The organism is Lactobacillus johnsonii ATCC 33200 (assembly GCF_000159355.1).
Taxonomy (GTDB): domain Bacteria; phylum Bacillota; class Bacilli; order Lactobacillales; family Lactobacillaceae; genus Lactobacillus; species Lactobacillus johnsonii.
Genome location: NZ_GG670121.1, coordinates 237,271 through 260,425 on the forward strand (window position 1 = coordinate 237,271; position 23,155 = coordinate 260,425).

At 34.7% G+C, this 23,155-nt stretch carries 24 protein-coding genes, 1 tRNA gene, 1 pseudogene and 1 riboswitch; of the genes and pseudogenes, 11 read left to right on the plus strand and 15 right to left on the minus strand.

Going from position 1 to position 23,155, the window contains the following annotated elements; genetic code table 11:
- Positions 1 to 98: 98 nt before the first annotated feature.
- The 12 genes from HMPREF0528_RS06240 to trpS all read right to left on the minus strand — a co-directional run bounded on the left by HMPREF0528_RS06240 (position 99) and on the right by trpS (position 11,601).
- Positions 99 to 1,070, minus strand: coding sequence for a ribose-phosphate diphosphokinase (locus tag HMPREF0528_RS06240; protein WP_034525278.1), 972 nt, complete (start codon positions 1,068 to 1,070; stop codon positions 99 to 101).
- Between the two features lie 110 nt (positions 1,071 to 1,180).
- Positions 1,181 to 2,566, minus strand: coding sequence for a bifunctional UDP-N-acetylglucosamine diphosphorylase/glucosamine-1-phosphate N-acetyltransferase GlmU (gene glmU / locus HMPREF0528_RS06245; protein ID WP_004895988.1), 1,386 nt, complete (start codon positions 2,564 to 2,566; stop codon positions 1,181 to 1,183).
- A gap of 47 nt (positions 2,567 to 2,613) precedes the next feature.
- Positions 2,614 to 3,450 (minus strand): pur operon repressor, encoded by an 837-nt coding sequence (gene purR, locus HMPREF0528_RS06250; RefSeq protein WP_004895989.1) that lies wholly within the window; start codon positions 3,448 to 3,450, stop codon positions 2,614 to 2,616.
- 117 nt (positions 3,451 to 3,567) lie between these two features.
- Complete coding sequence (locus tag HMPREF0528_RS06255; protein ID WP_004895990.1) at positions 3,568 to 3,807, minus strand: Veg family protein; 240 nt, start codon at positions 3,805 to 3,807, stop codon at positions 3,568 to 3,570.
- Positions 3,808 to 3,888: 81 nt separating this feature from the next.
- The gene (gene rsmA, locus HMPREF0528_RS06260; protein ID WP_004895991.1) at positions 3,889 to 4,773 is read right to left on the minus strand and encodes a 16S rRNA (adenine(1518)-N(6)/adenine(1519)-N(6))-dimethyltransferase RsmA; all 885 of its coding nucleotides are present in this window, start codon (positions 4,771 to 4,773) and stop codon (positions 3,889 to 3,891) included.
- The gene (gene rnmV / locus HMPREF0528_RS06265) at positions 4,763 to 5,326 is read right to left on the minus strand and encodes a ribonuclease M5 (protein WP_004895992.1); all 564 of its coding nucleotides are present in this window, start codon (positions 5,324 to 5,326) and stop codon (positions 4,763 to 4,765) included. The genes rsmA and rnmV overlap by 11 nt, the downstream gene beginning before the upstream one ends.
- Positions 5,310 to 6,083 (minus strand): TatD family hydrolase, encoded by a 774-nt coding sequence (locus tag HMPREF0528_RS06270; protein ID WP_004895993.1) that lies wholly within the window; start codon positions 6,081 to 6,083, stop codon positions 5,310 to 5,312. The genes rnmV and HMPREF0528_RS06270 overlap by 17 nt, the downstream gene beginning before the upstream one ends.
- Entirely contained in the window at positions 6,083 to 8,059 is a 1,977-nt protein-coding gene (gene metG, locus HMPREF0528_RS06275) for a methionine--tRNA ligase (protein WP_034525279.1), read from the minus strand. Before metG ends, HMPREF0528_RS06270 begins: the two co-directional genes overlap by 1 nt.
- Positions 8,060 to 8,157: 98 nt before the next feature.
- The gene (locus HMPREF0528_RS06280; protein WP_004895995.1) at positions 8,158 to 9,189 is read right to left on the minus strand and encodes a P-type ATPase actuator domain-containing protein; all 1,032 of its coding nucleotides are present in this window, start codon (positions 9,187 to 9,189) and stop codon (positions 8,158 to 8,160) included.
- 69 nt (positions 9,190 to 9,258) lie between these two features.
- A riboswitch (M-box (ykoK) riboswitch) is annotated at positions 9,259 to 9,431 on the minus strand.
- Positions 9,432 to 9,487: 56 nt separating this feature from the next.
- Positions 9,488 to 10,075 (minus strand): TPM domain-containing protein, encoded by a 588-nt coding sequence (locus tag HMPREF0528_RS06285; protein WP_004895996.1) that lies wholly within the window; start codon positions 10,073 to 10,075, stop codon positions 9,488 to 9,490.
- Entirely contained in the window at positions 10,065 to 10,553 is a 489-nt protein-coding gene (locus tag HMPREF0528_RS06290) for a deoxycytidylate deaminase (RefSeq protein WP_004895997.1), read from the minus strand. Before HMPREF0528_RS06290 ends, HMPREF0528_RS06285 begins: the two co-directional genes overlap by 11 nt.
- Before the next feature lie 19 nt (positions 10,554 to 10,572).
- Positions 10,573 to 11,601, minus strand: coding sequence for a tryptophan--tRNA ligase (gene trpS / locus HMPREF0528_RS06295; RefSeq protein ID WP_004895998.1), 1,029 nt, complete (start codon positions 11,599 to 11,601; stop codon positions 10,573 to 10,575).
- A 134-nt stretch (positions 11,602 to 11,735) separates the two neighbouring features.
- Here trpS and HMPREF0528_RS06300 point away from each other — a divergent pair, with 134 nt between their 5' ends.
- Positions 11,736 to 12,347, plus strand: a complete 612-nt coding sequence (locus HMPREF0528_RS06300; protein ID WP_034525281.1) for an SOS response-associated peptidase family protein — start codon at positions 11,736 to 11,738, stop codon at positions 12,345 to 12,347.
- Positions 12,348 to 12,373: 26 nt separating this feature from the next.
- A tRNA-Gly gene (locus HMPREF0528_RS06305) sits at positions 12,374 to 12,444 on the plus strand.
- 43 nt (positions 12,445 to 12,487) lie between these two features.
- Here the strand turns inward: HMPREF0528_RS06305 and HMPREF0528_RS06310 are convergent.
- Positions 12,488 to 12,934 carry a CPBP family glutamic-type intramembrane protease gene (locus HMPREF0528_RS06310; RefSeq protein ID WP_225844797.1) on the minus strand — a complete coding sequence of 149 codons (447 nt, stop codon included), beginning with the start codon at positions 12,932 to 12,934 and terminating at the stop codon, positions 12,488 to 12,490.
- 358 nt (positions 12,935 to 13,292) lie between these two features.
- On the opposite strand from HMPREF0528_RS06310, the gene HMPREF0528_RS06315 reads away from it, so the two are divergent.
- The 9 genes and pseudogenes from HMPREF0528_RS06315 (at position 13,293) to HMPREF0528_RS06355 (ending at position 20,936) form a co-directional block, all read left to right on the plus strand.
- Positions 13,293 to 14,153, plus strand: a complete 861-nt coding sequence (locus HMPREF0528_RS06315; RefSeq protein ID WP_034525282.1) for an ROK family protein — start codon at positions 13,293 to 13,295, stop codon at positions 14,151 to 14,153.
- Between the two features lie 202 nt (positions 14,154 to 14,355).
- The gene (locus HMPREF0528_RS06320; RefSeq protein ID WP_004896002.1) at positions 14,356 to 15,735 is read left to right on the plus strand and encodes a glycoside hydrolase family 1 protein; all 1,380 of its coding nucleotides are present in this window, start codon (positions 14,356 to 14,358) and stop codon (positions 15,733 to 15,735) included.
- Positions 15,735 to 17,077 (plus strand): annotated as a pseudogene (locus HMPREF0528_RS06325) (PTS sugar transporter subunit IIC). Before HMPREF0528_RS06320 ends, HMPREF0528_RS06325 begins: the two are co-directional and overlap by 1 nt.
- Positions 17,078 to 17,223: 146 nt before the next feature.
- Positions 17,224 to 17,547, plus strand: a complete 324-nt coding sequence (locus tag HMPREF0528_RS06330; RefSeq protein ID WP_004896007.1) for a PTS sugar transporter subunit IIB — start codon at positions 17,224 to 17,226, stop codon at positions 17,545 to 17,547.
- 4 nt (positions 17,548 to 17,551) lie between these two features.
- On the plus strand, positions 17,552 to 17,773 hold the full coding sequence (locus HMPREF0528_RS06335) for a hypothetical protein (RefSeq protein WP_004896008.1): 222 nt from the start codon (positions 17,552 to 17,554) through the stop codon (positions 17,771 to 17,773).
- A gap of 116 nt (positions 17,774 to 17,889) precedes the next feature.
- Entirely contained in the window at positions 17,890 to 18,216 is a 327-nt protein-coding gene (locus HMPREF0528_RS06340) for a PTS lactose/cellobiose transporter subunit IIA (protein WP_003647909.1), read from the plus strand.
- Positions 18,216 to 18,941 carry a GntR family transcriptional regulator gene (locus tag HMPREF0528_RS06345; RefSeq protein WP_004896009.1) on the plus strand — a complete coding sequence of 242 codons (726 nt, stop codon included), beginning with the start codon at positions 18,216 to 18,218 and terminating at the stop codon, positions 18,939 to 18,941. The genes HMPREF0528_RS06340 and HMPREF0528_RS06345 overlap by 1 nt, the downstream gene beginning before the upstream one ends.
- Positions 18,942 to 19,007: 66 nt before the next feature.
- On the plus strand, positions 19,008 to 20,501 hold the full coding sequence (locus tag HMPREF0528_RS06350; protein WP_034525283.1) for a glycoside hydrolase family 1 protein: 1,494 nt from the start codon (positions 19,008 to 19,010) through the stop codon (positions 20,499 to 20,501).
- Positions 20,502 to 20,576: 75 nt separating this feature from the next.
- Positions 20,577 to 20,936 (plus strand): DUF3284 domain-containing protein, encoded by a 360-nt coding sequence (locus HMPREF0528_RS06355; RefSeq protein WP_234600852.1) that lies wholly within the window; start codon positions 20,577 to 20,579, stop codon positions 20,934 to 20,936.
- Positions 20,937 to 21,024: 88 nt separating this feature from the next.
- On the opposite strand, the gene HMPREF0528_RS06360 is transcribed toward HMPREF0528_RS06355, so the two are convergent.
- Entirely contained in the window at positions 21,025 to 21,723 is a 699-nt protein-coding gene (locus tag HMPREF0528_RS06360) for a GntR family transcriptional regulator (protein ID WP_004896012.1), read from the minus strand.
- Positions 21,724 to 21,798: 75 nt separating this feature from the next.
- Positions 21,799 to 23,151: a PTS cellobiose transporter subunit IIC gene (celB, locus tag HMPREF0528_RS06365; RefSeq protein WP_004896014.1), complete on the minus strand. Its 1,353-nt coding sequence runs from the start codon at positions 23,149 to 23,151 to the stop codon at positions 21,799 to 21,801.
- Between the last annotated feature and the right edge of the window lie 4 nt (positions 23,152 to 23,155).

Genomic DNA, 23,155 nt, shown 5'->3' on the forward strand with positions numbered 1-23,155 from the left:
ATCCGATATATGTAAACGCTTTTTATATTTTTAAAATAAAGGTATATCTTTTATAGGACAAAAAAACCAATACCTAAATAGATATTGGTTTTTATTACTTAATTATGTGATTGAAAACGAGTATTAAATAGTGGACTAACCGGTTTATGCTCTTGAATCAATTTAATTGCTTCACCCATTAATGGTCCAACAGAAACAATTTCAGCCTTAGATAAATCTTTTTCTTCAGGTTGGTTAATTGAATCAGTTAAGATCAATTTCTTAATTGGTGAATTATTCAAACGTTCAATTGCGGGACCTGATAAAACAGCATGAGTAGCTGAAGCATAAACTTCAGTTGTACCAGCATCCATTAAAGCTTGAGATGCTAAAGTAATAGTACCAGCAGTATCGATCATATCATCAATAATAATGGCACGCTTGCCTTTTACATCTCCAATAATGTTCATAACTTCAGCAACATTTGCCTTTGGACGGCGCTTGTCAACAATTGCAATTGGAGTCTTAAGGAATTCTGCTAGCTTTCTTGCTCTAGTTACACCACCATGATCAGGTGAAACTACAACAGCATCTTTTTCTAAATCATGGCTTAAGAAGTAGTCCGCAAGAAGAGGTGCACCCATCAAATTATCAACAGGGATATCAAAGAATCCTTGAATTTGTGGGGCATGTAAATCAAGTGAAAGTACTCGATCAGCACCAGCTTTTTGTAACATATCAGCTACTAACTTAGCTGTAATTGGTTCACGTGCACGGGTCTTTCTATCTTGACGTGCATATCCGTAGTAAGGCATCACTAAGTTAACACTTCTAGCTGAAGCACGCTTAACAGCATCAATCATGATTAACAATTCCATTAAATTATCATTTACTGGAGCTGAAGTTGATTGCACTAAATAAACATCTTTACCACGAACTGATTCATCGATGTTAATTTGAATTTCACCATCACTGAAACGTTTAACATCAGACTTACCGAGCTCAACCCCTACTTTTTTAGCAATTTTTTCTGCTAAAGGCTTATTAGAGTTGAGCGCAAAAATTTTGATTTCTTTGTCTAATTGAGACATAATTTCCTCCACCGAAAAATTACAATTCCACATTTAATAATAGCAAAAAAATACTTGTTACGCTTGTAAATAGCAAAAAAAGAAGTTGTATTTAACAACTTCTTTTAAATTTATTCCCATTCTTTGTCTTTTGCCAAAGGTAATTTGTGCCAATAATCTGGTTTATTAGTTTGTCTACCTCTAGCAATTGCCATATCGTACTTCTCAACATCTTTAGTAATTGTAGAATCTGCTGCAACAAATGCATGATCGGCAATATTAACTGGAGCAATAATCGTAGCACCTGCACCAATGAATGAATGATCACCAACATTAGTATGGAACTTCTTAACGCCATCGTAGTTAGAGAAAATAGTGCCGCAGCCAATATTAATATCTTTACCTAAAGTTGCATCCCCAACATAAGTTAAGTGTCCTACCTTAGTATTTTCTCCAATTTCAGCCTTCTTAATTTCAACAAAGTTACCAATATGTGCACCCTTGCGAATTACTGCCTTTGGACGAAGGTGCGAGTTAGGACCAATGTCAGTATTATCATCCATTTGAGCTTCTTGAAGAGTTGAAGAAGTGATAGTTACATTGTTGCCGATCTTAGAGTCAATGATTCTTGAACTATTAGTAATATAGCAGTTACTACCAATTTTGGTTTTACCCTTAATAACAACATTTCCTTCGATAACAGTATCGTTGCCAATTTTAACATCGCTATCAATATATGCAGTATCAGGATCAATAAATGATACACCATTTCTCATGTGTTCCTCATTGATTCTTCTTTGCATAATTTTAGTTGCTTGAGCAAGAGCTATTCGGTCGTTAACCCCTAGACTTTCACTAAAGTCTGGCATTTCATATGCACCAACCTTGTGACCAGCCTTGCGCATAATTTCTAAAACATCAGTTAGATAGTATTCACCTTGCGCGTTATCGTTACCTACTTGTTTTAGAGCTTTAAATAATTCTTTATTGTCAAAACAAAAAACACCAGTATTAATTTCATCAACAGCTAACTCTTCTGGAGTACCATCTTTTTGTTCAACAATTCTCAGAACATTTCCATCTTCGTCACGAATGATACGTCCATAGCCAAATGGATTTGGAGCTTTTGCGGTCAAAACAGTTGCACTATTTCCGCTCTCTTCGTGTTTTTTAAATAGGTTATTAAAGGTTTTAGCTGTAAATAATGGAGTATCCCCAGTAGCAACTAAAGTTGATCCCTCTAAATTCTCTAATAGATCATTTGCTGCTAAAACTGCATCTCCAGTTCCTAATTGCTTTTCTTGAAAAGCAAATTCTGACTGACCTGCTAATACATCTTTAACACTCTCTGCGCCATTACCAACAACAGTGATAATCTTATCTGGATTAGTTTCCTTTGCTGCATCAACGACATGTTCTACCATCGTTTTTCCGCAAACCTTATGTAATACCTTGTAAAGTTTTGACTTCATACGGGTACCTTTTCCAGCAGCTAAGATAATAACATATTTATTCATGAATTTAATATCCCCTCAATATTGTATTTAAGCTATCTATCAGTATATCATTTTGGGAAACGATTGAAGTCTGTCTGCTCTAAGAAATTACCTGGTCGTACTTTGATTAGTTTCTTATCCCTGTCAACTTCAGTGATTTTAATTAAAGATTGGTAGTCATCAACTACTTTTTGAGAGGCATACTTTGTTTCGCAAAGTACACACATACCGGCAACAGTACCTTTAAATTCTTTAACTAGTTCTTCCATCCCAGTTAAAGTGCCTCCACCTTTCATGAAGTCATCGACAATTAGTACATTACTTCCTTCTGGGAGGAGTCTTTTGGCCAACTCCATTTTTTCAACTCGTTCACTTGAAGAAGCAACATAACTAACTGAAATTGTTGATCCCTCAGTAATTTTAGGACGTCTTCTAACCATTACAAATGGCACATTTAAGAAGCGACTTACTGCTTGTGCAAGAGCAATTCCTTTAGTCTCAATCGTCATTACATAATCAACATTACTGTAGGCATATTTAGTAGCAATCAGTTGTCCAATTTGACGTAAATCTTGCGGCGAGCCTAAAATATCGGATAAGTAAACAAAATTACCGGGTAAAATACGATCAGGATCTTCAATACGGTCAGCTAAATCATGAAGATAGTCTGTAGCTTCTTTTTTTCCTACAAAAGGAATGTATCTTACTCCACCTGCTGCTCCTGCTACAGTTTCTAAAATTCCATTTTGATCGTTAGCTAAAGTTTGACGTAAAATTGCCAAATCTTCTGAAATTGAAGATTTTGCTGCACCATAGCGATCTGCAAAAAATGGTAATGCAATCAAAGTATGAGGGCGAGCCAAAAGATACTTAACCATATCAACTAATCTTTCTGAACGTTTCATGCTTTTACCTTCCTAAATATTAAATAGATTTCTACGTTTAAATATACTCTATATAAAGAAAAATCACTAGCATTTTAAGTGAAATACTAGTGATTGTTCGTAATATTCTATTGTCGACTACATTTCATCAAACTCAAGTTCAATGTTTTTGGTTAATAAATCGGTATAACTATAAGATACTCGTTCAAAATTATTTTGATCTTGGTCAAGATCTACAACAAATACAGCCCGATAAGTCTTAGTTAATCTACCTTTACGACGGGTTACTTTTTTTCTTCCTGCTTGAGCTACTACTACCAAGTTTTCACCCAAATGAGAATCCAAACTTTGTTTAATTGCCATTAGTGTTGTTGGCACTGGACGTCACTCCTTTGCTTGGATTCATTTTATCAAAAATTTAATATTTTTTCAAGTCTGTAATTTGTAATCGTTTTATGCTTACCGATCTTTTAGAAGATGTGCCAACTGAACAAATTGATTTAGAGTTAATTCTTCCGGACGAACTCTAACATCTAACCCTAGATCATTAATTAATTTCTCGCGTTCATTTTTATCTTTAATTAAAGTCTTCAAATTATTGGCTAAAGTTTTACGACGTTGAGCAAAACACATTTTCACTACATGATCGAAGAATACATAATCATTAATGTCAGGCTTTTCAAGAAGTGGCGTTAAGACAACAACCGCGGAATCAACTTTAGGTCTTGGCATGAAAGATGTGCTCTTTACTTCTTCGGCTAAGCGAACATTCATCCGGCTTTGCACTGCAATAGACAAAGGACCGTATTCTTTTGTCTTAGGCTTAGCAACTAACCGTTCAGCAACTTCTTTTTGCATCATTAAGGTTAAACTTGAAAAATCTAAATCGCTCTTAATTAGATTAAAAATAATTGGAGTTGTAATGTAGTAAGGCAAATTAGCAACAATATTAACTGATTTACTTAAATCAAGAAAGCCATCATTATCCTCTACAAAGTTAGCTTTCAATACATCTTTCATTACCAACTTAAAGCGATCTTTCAATTCTTCACCATCAATTTTTTGTGGCAATTCATTGTTTAAGATTTCTGGTAAATCTTGATCAACCTCATAAGCCAAAACTTTAGCTCCAGCTAAAAGAAGTTGTTCAGTTAACGAACCAATTCCAGGTCCAATTTCAATAACTTGGTCTCCTGGTTGAATATCTGCTGCTTCAACAATTCCTTTAATTGCTGGTAAATCTACTAAAAAGTTTTGACCTAAATTCTTTTTCGCATGCATAAAATAGCGATTAACAATTGCTTGAGTTCTAACTGGACTTGCAATCGGCATACTATTTGACATCTTCAACTGCCCTCTTTAATTCATCATAAGTAATTCCAAACATCTTTAAGCGTTTATAAAATTGTTTACTATTTCCATATCCAATTCCTAGCTTAATCCCAACCTTCTCACGTAAAAGACGAGCGCCCGAGCTCATTCCTAAGCCTAACTCATCGTAGTTTTCCTTAGTGATATCACTTTCTATCGGCTTAACTTCATGCAAATCACTTAAAGCACGAATCAAAGCTTCTTTTGAAGCGTGTTCAACTCCTAAACTATTTCCACGCTTAGTTGGTTCTCCTTCTTTGCGTGTAATAAAAGCTTGCTTAGCCTGAGGAGCTGTTTGCGTAACTAAACGTCGAATCCTTTCGCCATTATAATCTGGGTCAGTAAAAATAATTATTTCTCTAGTTTGCGAAAGTTTCTTTATTTCAGCTAAAGTTTGTTCAGATACCTCTGAACCATTGGTTTCAATAGTTTCAATTCCAGGAAAAAATTGTTTTAGACGTTTGGTATCATCTCGACCTTCAACAATTATTACAGCATTAAATTGTTTTTTATTTTCTGATTCCATATGCCCTCATCGTATTCTCAAATGTATGCTTGGCTACTTCTTCAACAGAGCTTCCACGCAAATCGGCAATTGCTTCAGCTACATAACGTACATATCCTGTTTCATTTTGTTTTCCACGGTATGGCTCCGGTGTTAAATATGGAGCATCAGTTTCAATTAAAAATTTGTCCCACGGCACAACCTTAGCTGAAGCATGAACATCAACTGCTTTAGTAAAAGAAACCACACCAGAAAATGAAACCATCATCCCTAAGTCAAGAAACTTCTTGAGCCATTCCGAATCACCATTGAAATTATGAATTATCCCACCATATTCACCGACATGACTATCTTTCAAAACTTGATAAGTATCTTCAAAAGCATCTCGAGTATGAATATTAACAGGCATTTTCAAACTATGAGCCAAATCAAGTTGTCGCGCAAAAACTTTGCGTTGTACCTCTCTTGGAGATTCATCCCAATAATAATCTAGTCCAATTTCTCCTAAAGCGACAGTTTTAGGTTCTTTTAGTTGCTCGACTAGCTTATCCTCAGCTTTTTGATCATAGTCTTTAGCAACATCCGGACAATAGCCAACAATAGCATATAAGTTATCGAATCTTTGACTCAAGTTAATCGCACGTTCGTTAAATTCAGGATCTTGTCCAGCAACCGCACTTTTCACAACACCTAATTCTTTAGCTCGTTCAAGATAAACGTCTTCTTTTCCACGAAAAGGTGCATCATTTAAGTGTGTATGCGAATCAAAAATCTCCATTAGCCTAATTCAGCTCCAACCTCATGTTCATCGCCAACAATAGCTAACTTAACCTTGCCATCCTTTTCACTAGATAAAAGCATACCTTGACTTTCATGTCCTAGCATCTTACGTGGCTTTAAGTTAGTAACTGCAAGGACCTTTTTATCTAAAAGTTCACTTGCATCTGGATAAAACTTACGAATACCACTTAAAATTTGACGTTCGTTTCCATCACCAAAATCAAGTTTAAACATTAATAATTTACTTGATCCCTTTACTGGCTCAACGGATAAAATTTGACCTACTTGAATTTTAACTTTGTCAAAATCATCAATTGTAATGTGTTTTTCTTCTTTTTGTTGACTTCTAGTCTTCTTCTTTGGCTTAGCCTTCCTCATTTCTTCCTTAATGTACTTAACTTCAACATCATTTTTAAGTCGTGGGAAGATTGGAGTTGGCTTTTCTGTTACCTTAATGTTCCAGTCAAAGCCGCCAAAATCAAGTTTCTTTTGGTCATCGTTCTTCCAGTCAAGTCCGAGTTGTTCAAACATCTTAACTGGGCTCTGCGTCATAACTGGTGCAATTAAAATTGCAATTAAACGTAAACTTTCAGCCAAGTTAGTCATTACTTTAGATAGTTCTTCACTCTTGCCCTCTTTATTTAACGTCCAAGGTGTAGTTTCATCAATATATTTATTTGCACGAGAAATGAGTTTCCAAACACTATCTAAAGCTTGAGAGAAGTGGAGGGCATCCATTTGTTTTTGATATTCAGCAATTGTTTCATTAGCTGTTTTAATTAAATCTTTTGCAAATTCATCTTGTTCTGAAGCAACTGGAGCAACTTGACCATCTTGATATTGATTAATCATTGAAACAGTTCTATTTAACAAGTTACCTAAATCATTAGCCAAATCAAAGTTAACTCTTTCAACAAAATCTTCAGGAGTAAAAATACCATCTGAACCAAATGGAATTGCACGCATCAAGTAATAACGAAGAGCATCTAAGCCATAACGTTTAACAATCATTTCTGGGTAAACGGCATTACCCTTTGATTTAGACATTTTACCGTCTCTCATCAATACCCAGCCATGCCCAAAGATTTGCTTTGGAAGAGGAAGATCAAGTGCCATTAACATAATTGGCCAATAAATAGTATGGAAGCGAACAATTTCCTTACCAACTAAATGTACATCAGCTGGCCAATATTTCTTAAATAATGCATCATTATCTGAACCATATCCAAGAGCAGTAATATAGTTAGAAAGAGCATCAATCCAAACATAAACAACATGCTTAGGATCACTAGGTACAGGAATTCCCCAATCAACGGTCGTACGAGTGACAGATAAGTCTTCTAAGCCTGGCTTAATAAAGTTATTTACCATTTCTTTCTCACGAGAGTGAGGCAAAATAAAGTCTGGGTGATCCTTGTAGTATTGAAGTAAGCGATCAGCATATTTACTCATTCTGAAGAAGTATGATGGTTCCTTAACTAAACGTACTTCATGTCCTGATGGAGCCTTTCCGCCAATCACATTGCCATCATCATCTCTATATACTTCAGCAAGTTGTGATTCAGTGAAGTATTCTTCATCTTCTACAGAATACCAACCAGTGTACTCGCCTAAGTAAATATCTCCTTGTTTTAATAATCTTTCAAAAATCTTTTGTACAGCTTTAACGTGATCTTCATCAGTTGTTCTAATGAAGCGATCATAGGAAACGTCTAACATTTTCCATAGGTCCTTATAGGAATCAGCCATTTTATCTACAAATTCTTGTGGTTTAATTCCTTGTGCTTCAGCTTTTTGCTCAATCTTAAGTCCATGTTCATCAGTTCCAGTTAAGAAGAATGTATCAAAACCGCGAGATTTTTTATAACGAGTCATGGTATCAGCAGCAATAGTAGTGTATGCATTACCGATAGTTAATTTTCCAGATGGATAGTAAATAGGTGTAGTAATATAGAAAGTTTTCTTTTCAGCCATCTTTATTCTTCCTCTCATAAGTCTTTTAACTGCTAGTATAACATAGCATGCCTATATAAATTTGTGTACCAAAAAAGGAATTTCTTTTTTAGAAATTCCTAGTTAGATTGATTTTGTTTTTTCATTGCCATGCTATTACTCGGATGGTGAATTGAATTTTTTAGTAATTGGCTAGTGATAGAAATAGGAACTGCATCAGAGGTTAATCCGACAACTACTGCAAGCGCAAATACTAAAGTATTTTCCCAATTGTCATGCATCATACTACTAATTATTAAAAACAAGGGCACAATAACTGTAGCTAGAATCAAAAATACTCTTGTTAAATTTCTGGTATCTAAATTAAATACGTGTTTCTTTAATTCCATCTTGGAAATATTTTGAGCTAATTTTCCAAAAATAGTCTCTTTTCCAGTCGCAAATACTACTCCAACTCCAGAACCAGAGATAATTCTGGTACCTGCGTATAAAATATTTGAATAGTCTACATAACCATGATTGTTTCTCTGACCTAAAGAAGTAATTTCACTCTTATATACTGGATTATCTTCATCCATAAAGAAATCAGCTGAACAAATTATACTATTATTCTTTAAAATTCTTACATCTGCCGGAACCACTTCTCCAGCTTGTAACAAGATAATATCTCCAGCCACTAACTCTTTAGTTGCCAACTCTTGTGGCATGCAGTCGCGCATAACTTTAGTAGTGGGTGATATTTTATGTAGTAAATTTTGAATAGCCGCTCTAATTTTGATATTTTGAATGAAACTTAACATTCCAGAAATAGCTAAAACTAAAATAATTAAAACAGGTGTATCTAAATTATGCACTTTCAATTTATAGTTAAGCATAATAGATACAATTGCTAAGCCTAAAAGAATACTTGTAAAAGGCGTCATAAATGCTTCACATAAAAATTGAAGTCTAGTATTTTTAGGTTTATTTACAATTTCGTTAGGACCATTTTTTGCTAATCGTTGCCTCGCATCTTTAGTTTGAAGGCCACTAATTGAGGTTTTTAATCGTTGCAGTGTTGCAAATTTATCTTCGCATGCAATCCGGCGCACCAGCTTGGTGTCTGTAGTATGTCTTTTGCCGGAAGTGTTGATTTTTAACATCTTCAACATCCTTTCTTAAGAACCTAGCAAACAAACAAAAAGCCGATGCAAAAACTGCATCGGCTTAAATCCAAGCGATTTTTATACTCGTCGTTCAGTTTTAACACTACGTGACGTAAGGTTATAAAAATATAACTAGCTGGCTGGGGAGGGCCTTATATCGACGATCCCTGTTTGACCCGTTGGCATCTCTGGATGTTGCTGGGCGACAGCATGTGTTCACGTAGGAGTCTCACCTAACAGTTTATTTGCTCTAATATTTAATTTCTATTGATACTTTAACGGCTAACTAGCTTTTAGTCAAGCCCTAATGTGGCTTTCGCGTGCTTTTGAATAAAACTAATCCAAAACTAATTAAAGCTGCAATCACTAATCCCCAAACTAAACTTACACTTTGTGGATGGTCAATTTTTTGTAACTCTTCTTGCGTCAAAGAATTTTTATCATAAGACAACTTATCTTTTTGGGCAATTAAAGTTGCACAGGCATTAAAAACTAATCGAATTCCTGAGTTGAAGCTTGATTTTTTCTCACTTCTTAATTTATCGCCTGCATATCGGATAATGTTGCTACACTTATTTTGTGTCAAAACATCTTGGTAATTTTTACCAACAAGAATTTGAACATTTTTTCTTTTATTTTGTAATGCAGCTACAATAATTACCTGATTTTTCATCGGCCTAATTTTATTTATATCATTACTATTTTTTAGACTTAAAAGTCGAATCTCAGGTTTATTTTTTGTTTTTTGATACTCTTTATTTTTTTGAGTTACTAATTCTTTAGTTTGGTTATTAAATAAATTTTGCGGATCACTAACAAAAGAAGCTGTACTAGCAGTAAACAGTAAAAAAGAAATTAGGAGTATTCCAAAACTGATAAACTTATTTTTCATTATCCGTTTTCTCTAACCTCTCAGCTAAGCTTTGAACATATTTATGATCTAGCGTTACTTGTTCAATCGCCACACCCTTTTCACGCAGTAATTTGAGTGCTAACGGATTATCATGATAATCATAATAATAGTTAATTTTCTTAATACCAGCCTGAACTAAGCATTTGCTGCAATTAAAGCAAGGAAAATAAGTCACGTAGATTTCAGTACCTTCAGTTGAAATACCATTTTTAGCACACTGAATTAAGGCATTCATTTCTGAGTGAATAGTTCTAACACAGTGTCCATCAACCATTAAATGACCAACGTCATCACAATGAGGTTGTCCAGAAACACTTCCATTATAACCAGTGGCAATCATCCGGTCGTCCTTGACCAACACACTTCCCACTAGGGCTCGGTCACAAGTTGAGCGCTGTGCAATAACTAACGCCTGCATCATAAAATATTGCTTCCACGGAATCCTGTCTCTTGTCATCAGTCTTACCCTCTTTAAATTATTTATTTAACCTATCAAAATAATTTAAACCAATTGCTTCTCTAACTTCTTGTAAAGTTTGGTTAGCAACTTCATTTGCCTTTTTTGATCCCTCTAGTAACATTTCGTATACAGCATCTGGATCTTGAGCAAACTTCTCTCTACGCTCTCTAATTGGCCCAAGTTCTTCTTCAAGAACCTTATTCAAGTAGCGTTTAATTTTAACGTCCCCTAAGCCACCTTTTTGATATTGTTCCTTAAGTTCAGCCACCTTATCTTTATCTGGTGCAAAAACATCAAGATAAGTAAAGACAGTATTACCCTCTACTTGACCAGGATCTTCAACATGAATATGGTTTGGATCCGTGTACATTGACATAACTTTCTTTTGTACAGTCTTTGCATCATCGGACAAGTAAATTGCATTTCCAAGTGATTTAGACATTTTTGCATTTCCATCTAAACCTGGAAGTCTACCTTGTCCCTTTGGTGGGAAGTAACCCTTTGGTTCAACTAAAATATCAGTGTTATAAACTCTATTAAAAGTACGAACAATTTCTCTAGTTTGTTCAAGCATTGGTTCTTGATCATCCCCAACTGGAATTATTGTTGCTTTAAAAGCAGTAATGTCTGCTGCCTGAGAAACTGGGTAGTTTAAGAAACCAACTGGAATTGAATCTTTAAAGTTCTTTTGCTTAATTTCAGTTTTAACAGTTGGATTTCTTTCTAGACGTGCAACTGTTACCAAATCCATATAATAAGCAGTTAATTCAAAAAGAGCAGGGATTTGTGATTGCACATAGATAGTGGACTTTTCCGGATCTAGTCCAACAGCTAAGTAGTCCAAAGCTACTTGAATTAAGCTATTCTTAATTTTTTCAGGATCTCTAGCATTATCAGTTAGTGCTTGAGTGTCCGCAATCATAATATAAGGGTCATATTTACCTTCATTTTGTAATTTTACACGGTTTTTTAAGGAGCCAATATAGTGACCAATATGAAGTTTTCCGGTTGGTCTATCTCCAGTTAATAAAATTTCCTTTGTCATATTTTTTCTCCAATATATCTGTAATCTTTCGCTTTACCTCCAATTCTAGCAAAAATCCTTATTTGTTTAAACTTACCTAAAAGTTGCTAAAATTAAATTGAGAGAAAAATTACATAAAGAAAGGATGAATAGAGATGTGTAGTCATTATGAAATGCCATCGCTTAAAGAAATTAAGACATATCTAAAAACTGATTTAAAATTACCACTAGTTGTATCAAAAAACATTGAAGACAAATTTGAATCTGTTACTCAGATTTACCCTAAATCTCCATCTTTAGTTATGCTATATAGCGATGACGAACTAAAGTTAGTTGAAAAGAAATGGGGCTATCCAAGTCCATTTAAAAAGAATCGAGTAATTTATAATGCTCGGGTAGAGCGTTTTTATGAAGAAAAACCATCAATGTGGGATGATTCATTTGCTCGCCAGCGGTGCATTATTTTAGCTAATGAATTCTGGGAAAGTAGTAAGCAAACTTACCTTGCATCAAATAACAAAACCTACCATGAACATTCATCTTTTACTGCAAAAGATGAACCGATGGCATTAATTGCTGGTATTTATAAAGGGGATGACTTTTCAATGGTCACTACTGCTTCTAATGATACTGTGCTTCCAGTTCATGAAAGAATGCCCTTAGTGTTAAAGCCATCTGAATTACGTCGTTGGCTCTTTCAAAATTTTACTTCTCTACTTGACAGGTCAGAATATAACCTCGACAGACATCAGTTGCCACATCGTTAGCAAAATGATATAATTATTTTGTTTATGCGGGTATAGTTTAATGGTAAAATGTCAGCTTCCCAAGCTGAAGATGCGGGTTCGATTCACGCTATCCGCTTATATTAAAAAACGAGGAACTTTATGAAGTTCCTCGTTTTTTGTTAAGCTAAAATCACCATAAAAATTCCATTTAGGATTGCTAAATAAATTGGCATCATGATTCTTTGTGAATATAAGTAAGACCAAGCAAAAAGCATCCCGTAAAGACTATTGAAAATAAATAAACTAAATGAAGTTTGAAAATTAAGTATCCCATAGAAAAAGCCTGAACACATAATACCCACTACGCCGCTAACCATATTCTGTGCTCTAAACCCATAATTAAAGAAAAAACCTGTTGTTAAATATACTTGCATTGCTGGTAGCAAAAGACCAGTCGAAAATATAAGAAACCAAAATAAAAGATTACATTCAGCATTTTGATAAATTATTTGAAAAGACATTAAGGGCACGCTTCCCTTAGCTTGAAGATAGGAAACAAAAACCCGTCCTAAAATCACCAGAATAGATACACCAACTATAAATCCATAATCTGCCAATAAAGGCATCGTGGGCTTTTTTTCAAAAAATCGTTGTTCTCGATTAAATTGTCGAATATAAAAATATAAAGTAAACAAGGCACAAAGTAAGAAAAAAAAGTACCCTATTTTATTTATATGATCATTTAACAGAGCTAATTTTTTAACTCCAATTACAATTAAATATAAGACCAAATAAACAATATATCTAGTCAAATTTCCTTGTCTGGACGATGGTGTATTCATGTCTTTTCCCCTTTATATCAGTTACTTTCAATTATAGCAAAGCATTTACTATTAGTTATACTTCAGGAAAAATATATACTTATTGACAGCGCTTACGTTGATGATTAACATGAAAGATAAGATAAAAAGAGAGGTAATACTAATGAACTTAATCGCAATTGATATTGGCGGCACAACTATTAAAATCGCTACCTGGATAAATCAAAAATTAAAGATGGCATTTACTATTGATACACCAGATAATTTAGATACTTTTTATGAGGAATTAATTGATGCAGTTAAGGAAATAAAAGCTAATCATAACATTGATGGTGTAGCCATATCTTCTCCTGGTGCTGTTAATAAAGCTACTGGCGTGATTGAAGGAGCAAGTGCTCTACCTTATATTCACAACTTTAAGATCGTGCCTGAATTAGAAAAAAGATTTGGTTTGCCAGTAAGTATCGAAAATGATGCAAACTGCGCAGCTCTTGCGGAAATCACTGACGGAGCAGCTAAAGGATGCAGTAGTATGGCATTTTTAGTTATTGGTACTGGTGTTGGCGGAAGTATCATTATTAACAATCAAATCTGGCATGGTACACATCTCTATGGCGGTGAATTTGGTTTTATGATTATTGATGGTAAGCAGTTAAGCGAGCTAGCTTCACCTGTTACCATGGCCAAGCGCTACAATAAAAAGACGGGAAAAGATTTTGATGGTAAGACTGTTTTTGAACTTGCTGACACTGATGACCCAGTTGCTCAAGAAGAACGGGGAAAGCTCCTCCATGCTCTTGCTGTGGCTATTTTTAATATTCAACACAGTTTTGATCCTAAAAAAATTATTATTGGTGGTGGAATTTCACAAAATCCAGAATTAGTTCCCCTACTCGACGATGAAATTGCTAAATTAAGAAATAAGATGGATATCGAGACCGTGAAACCAATTTTGGATATATGTACATTAAAAAATGAAGCAAATTTGCGTGGAGCGGTTGCAGATTTTGAAAAAGAGCATTAAATTTTATATAGACACTTTTTTATTATTAAATAAATGTGTTTGAAAGCATCATGAAAAAGGACTGAGGAAACCATCCCAGTCCTTTTTCGTTATCTAATTAAGCAAAAGTATATATTTTTATATGAAGTGTTTTCCTTTTTTCTCAAAATAAGTTTATATTTATACATGTAAAATATGTAAGCGATTGCAAAGAAGGAATGTTATGAATAAGCACAAAATGCCTAAAGACTTCTTCTGGGGCAATTCAGTTTCAAGTATGCAAACTGAAGGTGGCTGGAATGAAGACGGTAAAGACTTATCAGTTTACGATGTGCGTCCTGCTACAGAAAATACTATAGACTGGCATACCGCGATTGATGAATACCATCGTTATGATGAGGATTTAGACCTAATGAAAGAAATGAATATGAATATGTATCGTATTCAAATTTCATGGTCAAGAGTTTGTCCCGAAGGAGATGGAGATTTTAATCCTAAGGGAATTGAATTTTACGACAAATTAGTAGATGCCATGCTTGATCGCGGAATCAAGCCAATGATTTGTCTTTATCACTTTGACATACCCCTACACCTAGCAAAAGAATACAACGGTTTTATGTCACGCCATGTTGTTGATGCTTTTGTTAGATTCGGCAAAAAGATGATTGATCATTTTTCAGACCGAGTTAAATACTGGATTGTTTTCAATAAACACAATCTTTATTTCCAAGATGAAGTATTTAATATCTCTGGTTACGAAAAAGGTGACAAAACTTTAGATGATATGTATACCATCTTTCACCATACTATGATCAGTCATATTCGATTAGCTAATTACATTCATGAAAAATATGATGATGTAAAAATCGGCGGAATGCTTGCCTTCCAACAAATTTATCCTGAGACTTCAAAATCTACCGATGTTTGGGCAGCAAAACAAATTCAAGAATTTTTGAATTTCAATATTTATGATGCAGATACTGGCCGCGGTTATTCACCGGAAGTACTGCAATATGCTAAAGACCATAACATTAATTGGGATATAACTGAAGATGATAAAGAAGAAATGAAAAAAGCAGAGGCTGACTTTTTAGCTTTTAGTTACTATTCTTCTTGGACAGTGTCAGCTGATAAAATTCCTGCCGACGTTGCTCCTAACCGTTACATGAACTATAGCGGTGTAGAAAACAAGTATCTCAAGACAAATACTTGGGGCTGGACAATTGATCCACTTGGTTTTAGAAACGCTATTACCACTATGTACAACCATTACAAGATTCCAGTCTTCCCAATTGAAAACGGGATCGGCTTAAAAGAAACTTGGGATGGTGAGCATATGATCGAAGATGACGAACGTATTGCTTACCACGAGGAACATATTAAGGCTATGAAGGAGGCCATTTTCTTAGATGGAGCTAAAGTTTTAGGTTATCTAGGTTGGGGATTAATCGATATTCCAAGTTCACATGCCGATATGGAAAAGCGTTACGGTGCTGTTTATGTCAACCGTTCAAATCATGACTTAAAAGATTTAAAACGTGTTCCAAAGAAATCATTTTATTGGTTCCAAAAAGTATTAAAAGATAATGGAGACGAAATATAATGAGCGGACAAAAACAATCAGGCTTTAGTGTGTTTGTTAATAAACGCATACTGCCTCCAGTAATGAAATTTGTTAATACTAAGGCTATCCAAGCCTTACAAAATGGTATGATTTATACTTTACCATTTATTCTTATTGGATCTATTTTCTTAATTTTAGGAAATATTCCTATTCCAGCCGTAGCTAATGCAATTACTGCTTCCGGTTGGGGTGCTTTCTTCAACCAAGCCTACACTACTACTTTTAGTATCATGGCTATGTGGGCAGCAGTTGGTATTGCCTATATTTATGTTAAAAATGAGGGCTATGAACCACTAGCACCTGGTCTTACTTAATTAGCTGCATTTTTAATGCTTCAAACTTTAACTATTGACGGTGGAATGAGTGCAAAAGCAGTAACTGAAAATATTGATAAATTACCACACGCTTTACAAACATTCCTAGAATCACCAGTTACAGGTGTCTTCAACATTACCTGGCTTGGTGGCGACGGAATGATCGCCGCAATCATTGTTGGTTTGTTAGTCGGCTGGATTTACTCAGCTATTATGAAAAAGGCTGGACTATTAAGTTACCTGAACAAGTTCCAGCTGCTGTTTCTAACCAATTTACTGCTATGATTCCATCAGGAATTATCTTAATTGGTACTATGCTTATTTACGCAGGCTTTAAGTTAACTACTGGTTCAGACTTCTTACAATGGACCTACCAAACTCTTCAAATTCCACTTCAAGGTATCTCTGATTCACTTGGTGGTGCCATCGCTATTGGATTCTTAGTACCATTCTTCTGATTCTTTGGTGTTCACGGTGGTTTAATTGTTGGTTCTCTTGCTGGCTCTATGCTTCAAGCTAACTCTTTTGATAATGCTCAATTGTACAAAGCTGGTAAATTAACCATTGCCAATGGTGCTCACGTTGTTACTAACGAATTCTACAACAACTTTATTAACTTGACTGGTTCAGGTATCACTATTGGTTTAATTATCTTTATTTTAATTGCTGCTAAATCAGCACAATTACGTTCAATCGGTAAAGTTGAATTAGTTCCTGGTATCTTTAACATTAACGAACCATTCCTATTCGGTTTACCTATTGTTATGAACCCATTCTTCTTAACACCAGTTGTAGTTGCTATCTCAACTTACTTCGTAATTATGTCCGTGGACATGCCAGCTGTTATCTCCGGTTTCCTAATTGGTGGCAGGAAGATGGCAATTTGGCAAGCATGTACATTAATTATTTCAACTTTGATCTACTGGCCATTTGCTAGAAAGTACGACAAGATCTTAGTCCAAAGAGAAGCTGCAACGCTTAAGAAGGACGAAGCTGAAGGTAAATAATTTTTTCAGCTATTAATTAACACTTATGATCAAAATCGTGCTATAATGTAAATGCTTTCAATGATGAAAGTGCATACATTTAATTTATAGATCAACACTCAAACACTGAAAAACACTTAATTAGATTTACAAAGGAGATAATTATTATGGCAGATAAAACTATTATGTTAGCTTGTGCAGCAGGTATGTCAACTTCACTTTTAGTATCAAAGATGCAAAACGCAGCTAAAGAAAAAGGTAAAGACTACAAGATCTTTGCTACTGCAGCATCAGGTATTCAAGATGAAATTGATAAGGAACACCCAGATGTATTAATGCTTGGACCTCAAGTTCAATACATGGAAGACAGTGTTAAAAAGATTACTGATGAAGCAGGTATCCCATTAGCAGTTATTAACATGCAAGACTACGGTATGATGAATGGTGAGCATGTTCTTGAAACTGCTCAAGAATTAATGGGCGATAAATAGTCAAATGAACGACGAAGTAAAAATTGTTAACGAATTTGATCGTAACGGTCATCATTTTAAAATTTGGGTCAGCGCAGATGGACAAGTTTCGATTTATTTAGATAATGAGACTAAAGCTCATCATGGCTATCATTTTCCTGGTATTATCCAAGTCCCTAAAGGTCTTGAGGTAGATGGACAAATGCTACTGCAACTACCAATTGACTGTGATGCAGCAATTGATTAAGGAATTCAAGAATTAAAACAAAAATAATTTATGGGAGATGCTTGCTGACATAGTAAAATAAATAATTGTCAGGAGCATCTTTTATTTTAAAAATACTATCTAGGAGAATTAAAATTATGGCACAAGAAAATAGCGATAACATGCAAGTTGTAATGGGAATTATTATGCAAGCTGGTAATGCAAAGGCTGCTGCTATGCAAGCAATCCAAGCTGCTAAAAAGGGCGACTTTGATAAAGCTGATGAATTTATTAAGCAAGCAAATGAAGGCTTGGTTAATGCCCACAATGTTCAAACTGATATGTTAACCCAAGAAGCACAAGGTAACCATGTAAAAGTTGACCTTTACATGGTTCATGCTCAAGACCACTTAATGACAGCTATTACTTTTATTGATTTAGCTAAGGAAGTAGTAGCTGTTTACAAAAAAATGGCTGAAAAATAATGGCTGCAGAAGCAAAATACTTAAAAGTTGCTCGAATTCTACAAAAAAGAATTGAAGATGGAGTCTATAAACCTCAAACTCCCCTTCCTGACCAAAAAACACTTGCAGAAGAATTACACGTAAGCCGTTTAACTGTTAAGAAGGCCTTAGATGGTCTACAAAGAAAAGGTCTGGTTTATAAAGAATCTGGTCTCGGCACTTTTGTCTTAGGCCCAATTCCAATTCAAGATAAATTTGATTCACCAGCAAATGTTTTTAGTGGTTTAGCTAATCTACTAGGATCTAATGAGGTCACTAGCGATATCATTGAGTTTAATGTTGAATTTCCAAATGAGGATGTTCAACACTATTTAAAATTAAAATCTAGCGATCCGGTTTACAATATTCGTCGTCTAAGACGGCTTGAAGGTAAACCTCTGATTCTTGAACATACATTTATGCCAGTTAACTTAGTTCCAGATTTAAATGAAGATATATTACATAATTCTATCTATAATTATCTTCATCATAATTTGAAACTTAAATTTGGCGTTGCCTATCGTAAAATTAAGGCTACTAAGGCTGATGATTGGGATCAACAATATCTTCAAGCCAAAAAAGACGATCCAATCTTAGAGCTGGAACAAATTGTCTTGTTAAACAATGGTCAACCAGTTGAATATTCAACAAGCCGAAATCGCTACAATGAACGAAATTATGTCGTTTTAGAGACAACTAGCTTTTAAGTAAAAGTTCTAGAGCAATTCTAGAACTTTTTTTATAAATTTAAACAAATTAAGAAAGGAAAAAATATGACAAAAACCTACTCTATGCCTAAAGACTTTTACTGGGGCGGCGCTAGTGCTGCAAACCAGTATGAAGGTGGTTATAAAGACGGTGGTAAAGGATTAAATGCCGTTGATGTACTAACTAATGGTTCTGCTAGTGAGCCAAGAAAAGTCACTTGGAAAACTGCTGATGGCAAAACTGGATCTACTCCAATGGTTTGGGGAAAAGAGTTTAAACTTCCCGCAGAGGCAAAACCAGCTCCTTTAGCTGATTATTACTATCCAAGCCATGAGGGAACGGACTTCTATCACCACTATAAAGAAGATATTAAATATATGGCTGACATGGGCTTTAATATGTTCCGCCTCTCACTAAATTGGTCACGTATTTTACCAAACGGCGATGATGAAGAACCAAATAAAGAAGGCTTAGCCTTCTATGATAAGGTATTCGATGAATGTGCTAAATATGGCATTGAACCTTTAGTAACTCTCTCCCACTATGAAACTCCCTTATCTTTAGTTAATCGTTTTGGTGGTTGGAAAGACCGAAAAATGATTGACATCTTTGTTCATTATGCTGATATTGTAATGAATCACTATAAAGGAAAAGTGAAATACTGGCTAACCTTTAACGAAATTAATGCTATGGACATGGCTCCTTATATGGGCGGTGGGTTAATTGATGGTAGTGAACAAAATCGTGCTCAAGGAGCTCATAATCAGTTTGTAGCAAGTAGTAAAGTAGTTAAACTAGCTCATGAAATCGATCAAAACAATCAAGTAGGTCAAATGCTTGCCTACTCTGCTTACTATCCTTATACTGCTGATCCAGCTGATCAAATTTTAGTTATGAAAGCTAAACAAGAGATGCTATTTTACTCAGATGTTCAAACTGGCGGTCGTTATCCTGAATATCGTTTAAAACAATATGAATGTGATGGCAGCAAACTTGATGACAAGCCAGAAGACTATGAGTTAATAAAAAACTATCCAGCAGACTTTCTAAGCTTTTCTTGTTACACTTCTAATGTTCTTACTACACATGAAGCAGACGCAAAAGTTAATGGTAATGTTTCCGCAGGCGGCGTTAAGAACCCTTATCTTGACTACAACGCCTGGGGATGGGCAACTGACCCAGATGTATTACGAATTGCCTTAAATGACCTTTGGGATCGATACCATAAGCCTCTCTTTATCGTTGAAAATGGTCTTGGTTGGGGTGATGAATTAACTGAAGATCATAAAGTTCATGATGACTATCGAATTGATTATCTTCGTGCCCAAATCAAATCAATGGAAGAAGCAGTTAATGAAGATGGTATTCCTTTGATGGGTTATACCATGTGGTCAGCAATAGACTTAGTCTCAAATGGTACTGGTGAAATGAAGAAACGCTATGGCTTTGTTTACGTTGATCGTGACGACAAAGGAAATGGATCTTTAAAGAGATATCCTAAGGATTCCTTTAATTGGTATAAAAAAGTTATTGCCTCCCATGGAAAAGATTTAGACTAAAAAACAAGATAGAACCTAGCTTTTTCTAGGCTCTATTTTTTTGAAAAGATAGATAGAGAAAGACAAACAAAATCAATCAAAGAACAAGTAAACTTCAAAGCAAAAGATTTTTTTAATTACCTAGATAGGCAACTTACTCAAGCAATTAAAAAATCTCGTGGTAATGACTTACCTGTTAAAATTGCTGCAGGAACAACATATCAACAAAGAAATGTGAAAGCCGAAATCACTGAATATAAATTAGGTAAAAAATATGTTTCAGTTTTTAAGTCACCTAAAATAGATGTTAAAATTGGCTACTATTTAACCGATACACCGCAAGGTTGTGAGATTGTTTTTAAAGAGGATGCTCTTAGCTATGATGAAAAGAAATATTCTAATATCGGTACATGGTTTTATAACTGGCAGTTAAAGCAAGGCGCAAAAAACAACTAAAACAAATGAAAAATAATGTCTTAGCCTATACAAAATAAAAATAGTCCTAGTCTCAAATAATTTATATTTTGAGACTAGGACTATTTTTTTAAATAATGTCATCAGAACTTTGATCATAGAATTTAGAGTTTTGATAATTGTATACCAATTTAGAACTATCAAATGGTGTCCCATTGGCTAAATAGAAAGTATCATAAACTTCTAAACATGGATCTCCTTCTTCTAATTCTAGATATCTTGCTTCATCGGCTCTTAACTTTCTAACGCGCATATATTTATCAGAGAAACGAATTTCTTTCTTTAAACCATCTTTTATATAGTCAAAAATCGATCCTTCAGCAATTTCCTTACTCATAAACGGAATAATTCTCTTAGGATAATACGATTCTTCTAAAACAAATGGCTTCCCTTCTTGTCTGCGCAATCTTTTTATAAAGTAACATACTTCATCAGAATGCAGATACTCAGATAAAGGTTTAGGGGGTCTTTTCTCAGCAAACTCAATTACTTCAGTAGTAGGATCTTTTAAAACATGAGCAAACCCGGCATTATCAGTAAGTGACATATAACCATCTCGCCCTGTAGGTCTGACAAAAACGCCAGAACCTTGGACTTTATAAACTATTCCTCGTTGAGTTAACAAAGTAATCGCCTGTAAGATAGTAGATTTACCAACTTGATATTCTTTCATTAATTCGGTAATTGTTGGTAATTTATCTCCATGATGAAGTTTATTTTTGGTGATATAAGCTTTTATTTTATCCGCAACTAATTCATATTTTTTCATTACTATGTCCTTAAAATAAAAATCCTCATAGTTATATTTTAAACTACGAAGATTTTAAAAGTCTATACTTTTTAATTAAGCTTTAGTAGCATCTGCTTGTTCTTTCTTAAGCAATTCGTTGTCATAGTGCTTAATAAATGGATACCAAATCAAGAAAGCAATTATGGCATTGACCACGGCTAAAACGAAACCTTGCCAACTAGCAGTAGCCATCATACCACCAAGACCTACAGGAATTGGCCATGGTTGTTGAACAATGATCTTAGGAACTAAGTGAGTTGCAATTGCAGCATAAGCAGTCATTGAACATACCATTGGAGCAGCTAAGAATGGAATAAACAATTTAATGTTATAAACGATTGGCAAACCAAATAGTAAAGGTTCGTTAATGTTAAATACAGCAGGAACAGCTTCAAGTTTACCAAGTTCTCGTAATTGCTTTGATCTAGCAGCAAATGCCATCCAAAGAGCCATACCAAGAGTAGCACCAGAACCACCCATAATTACAAAGGCATTTGAGAATTCACCAGCAAATACATAGTGAGCACCAGAAGCATTAGCAGCCATATTTGATAATACAATTGCTTGATAGAAACTTGAAATAATGGTTGCACCGTGAATACCAAACCACCATAAGAAGTGGATCAGGAAGAAGATAATTAATACTCCCCACCAGGTATTAGCAATATTTGAAACAAATGAGAATGGGATAAATAGGAGTTGGAAAATATCTGTACCAAGTACAATTAAAATTACATCAATTACTGCAATAACTACTGCAATAACGAAACCAGGAATTAAGGCAGTAAATGAGTTAGCAACACCAGATGGAACAGATGCTGGCATCTTAATACGCCAATTATGTTTAATACAGAAGCGATAAATTTGAACAGTTAACCAAGCAACGATCAAACCAGTAAAAATACCAGTCGCACCAATTCTTGTTAAACCTGATCCAGAAATACCATATCCTCCGGCAACAACATTATCTTTCTTTAAGATATTAACAAAAATAGTATTGCCGCCTTTCCAAACTAATTGTGGAACGGTAATGAATAAGCCCATTAAAGTTAAGAAAACAGCATTTAATGGATCAAGCAATAAGTTTTCTTCTTTGCGATAAATATCGGCATAGTTATAAGCGAATGATCCAGCAAAGTATATCGCAATAATACCCATTGTGGCGTTGTAAATAACAGTATAAATATTGTTAAAACGTCCAAATGTATTGTTATAAAAATCTACAAATCCCTTAGTAGTAATAACTTGTGTTAAAACTGTTAAGACCAAAAACATAGATCCAATGATAGAGAAGGCAATAATAGAATAACCAGCACCCATAATTGCACGTACAAAACGTGAACCTGAGAACTTACCTAAAGCCTTCATCATTTTATCTTTAAATGATGGTTGCGCAGTGTCAGACATAGTA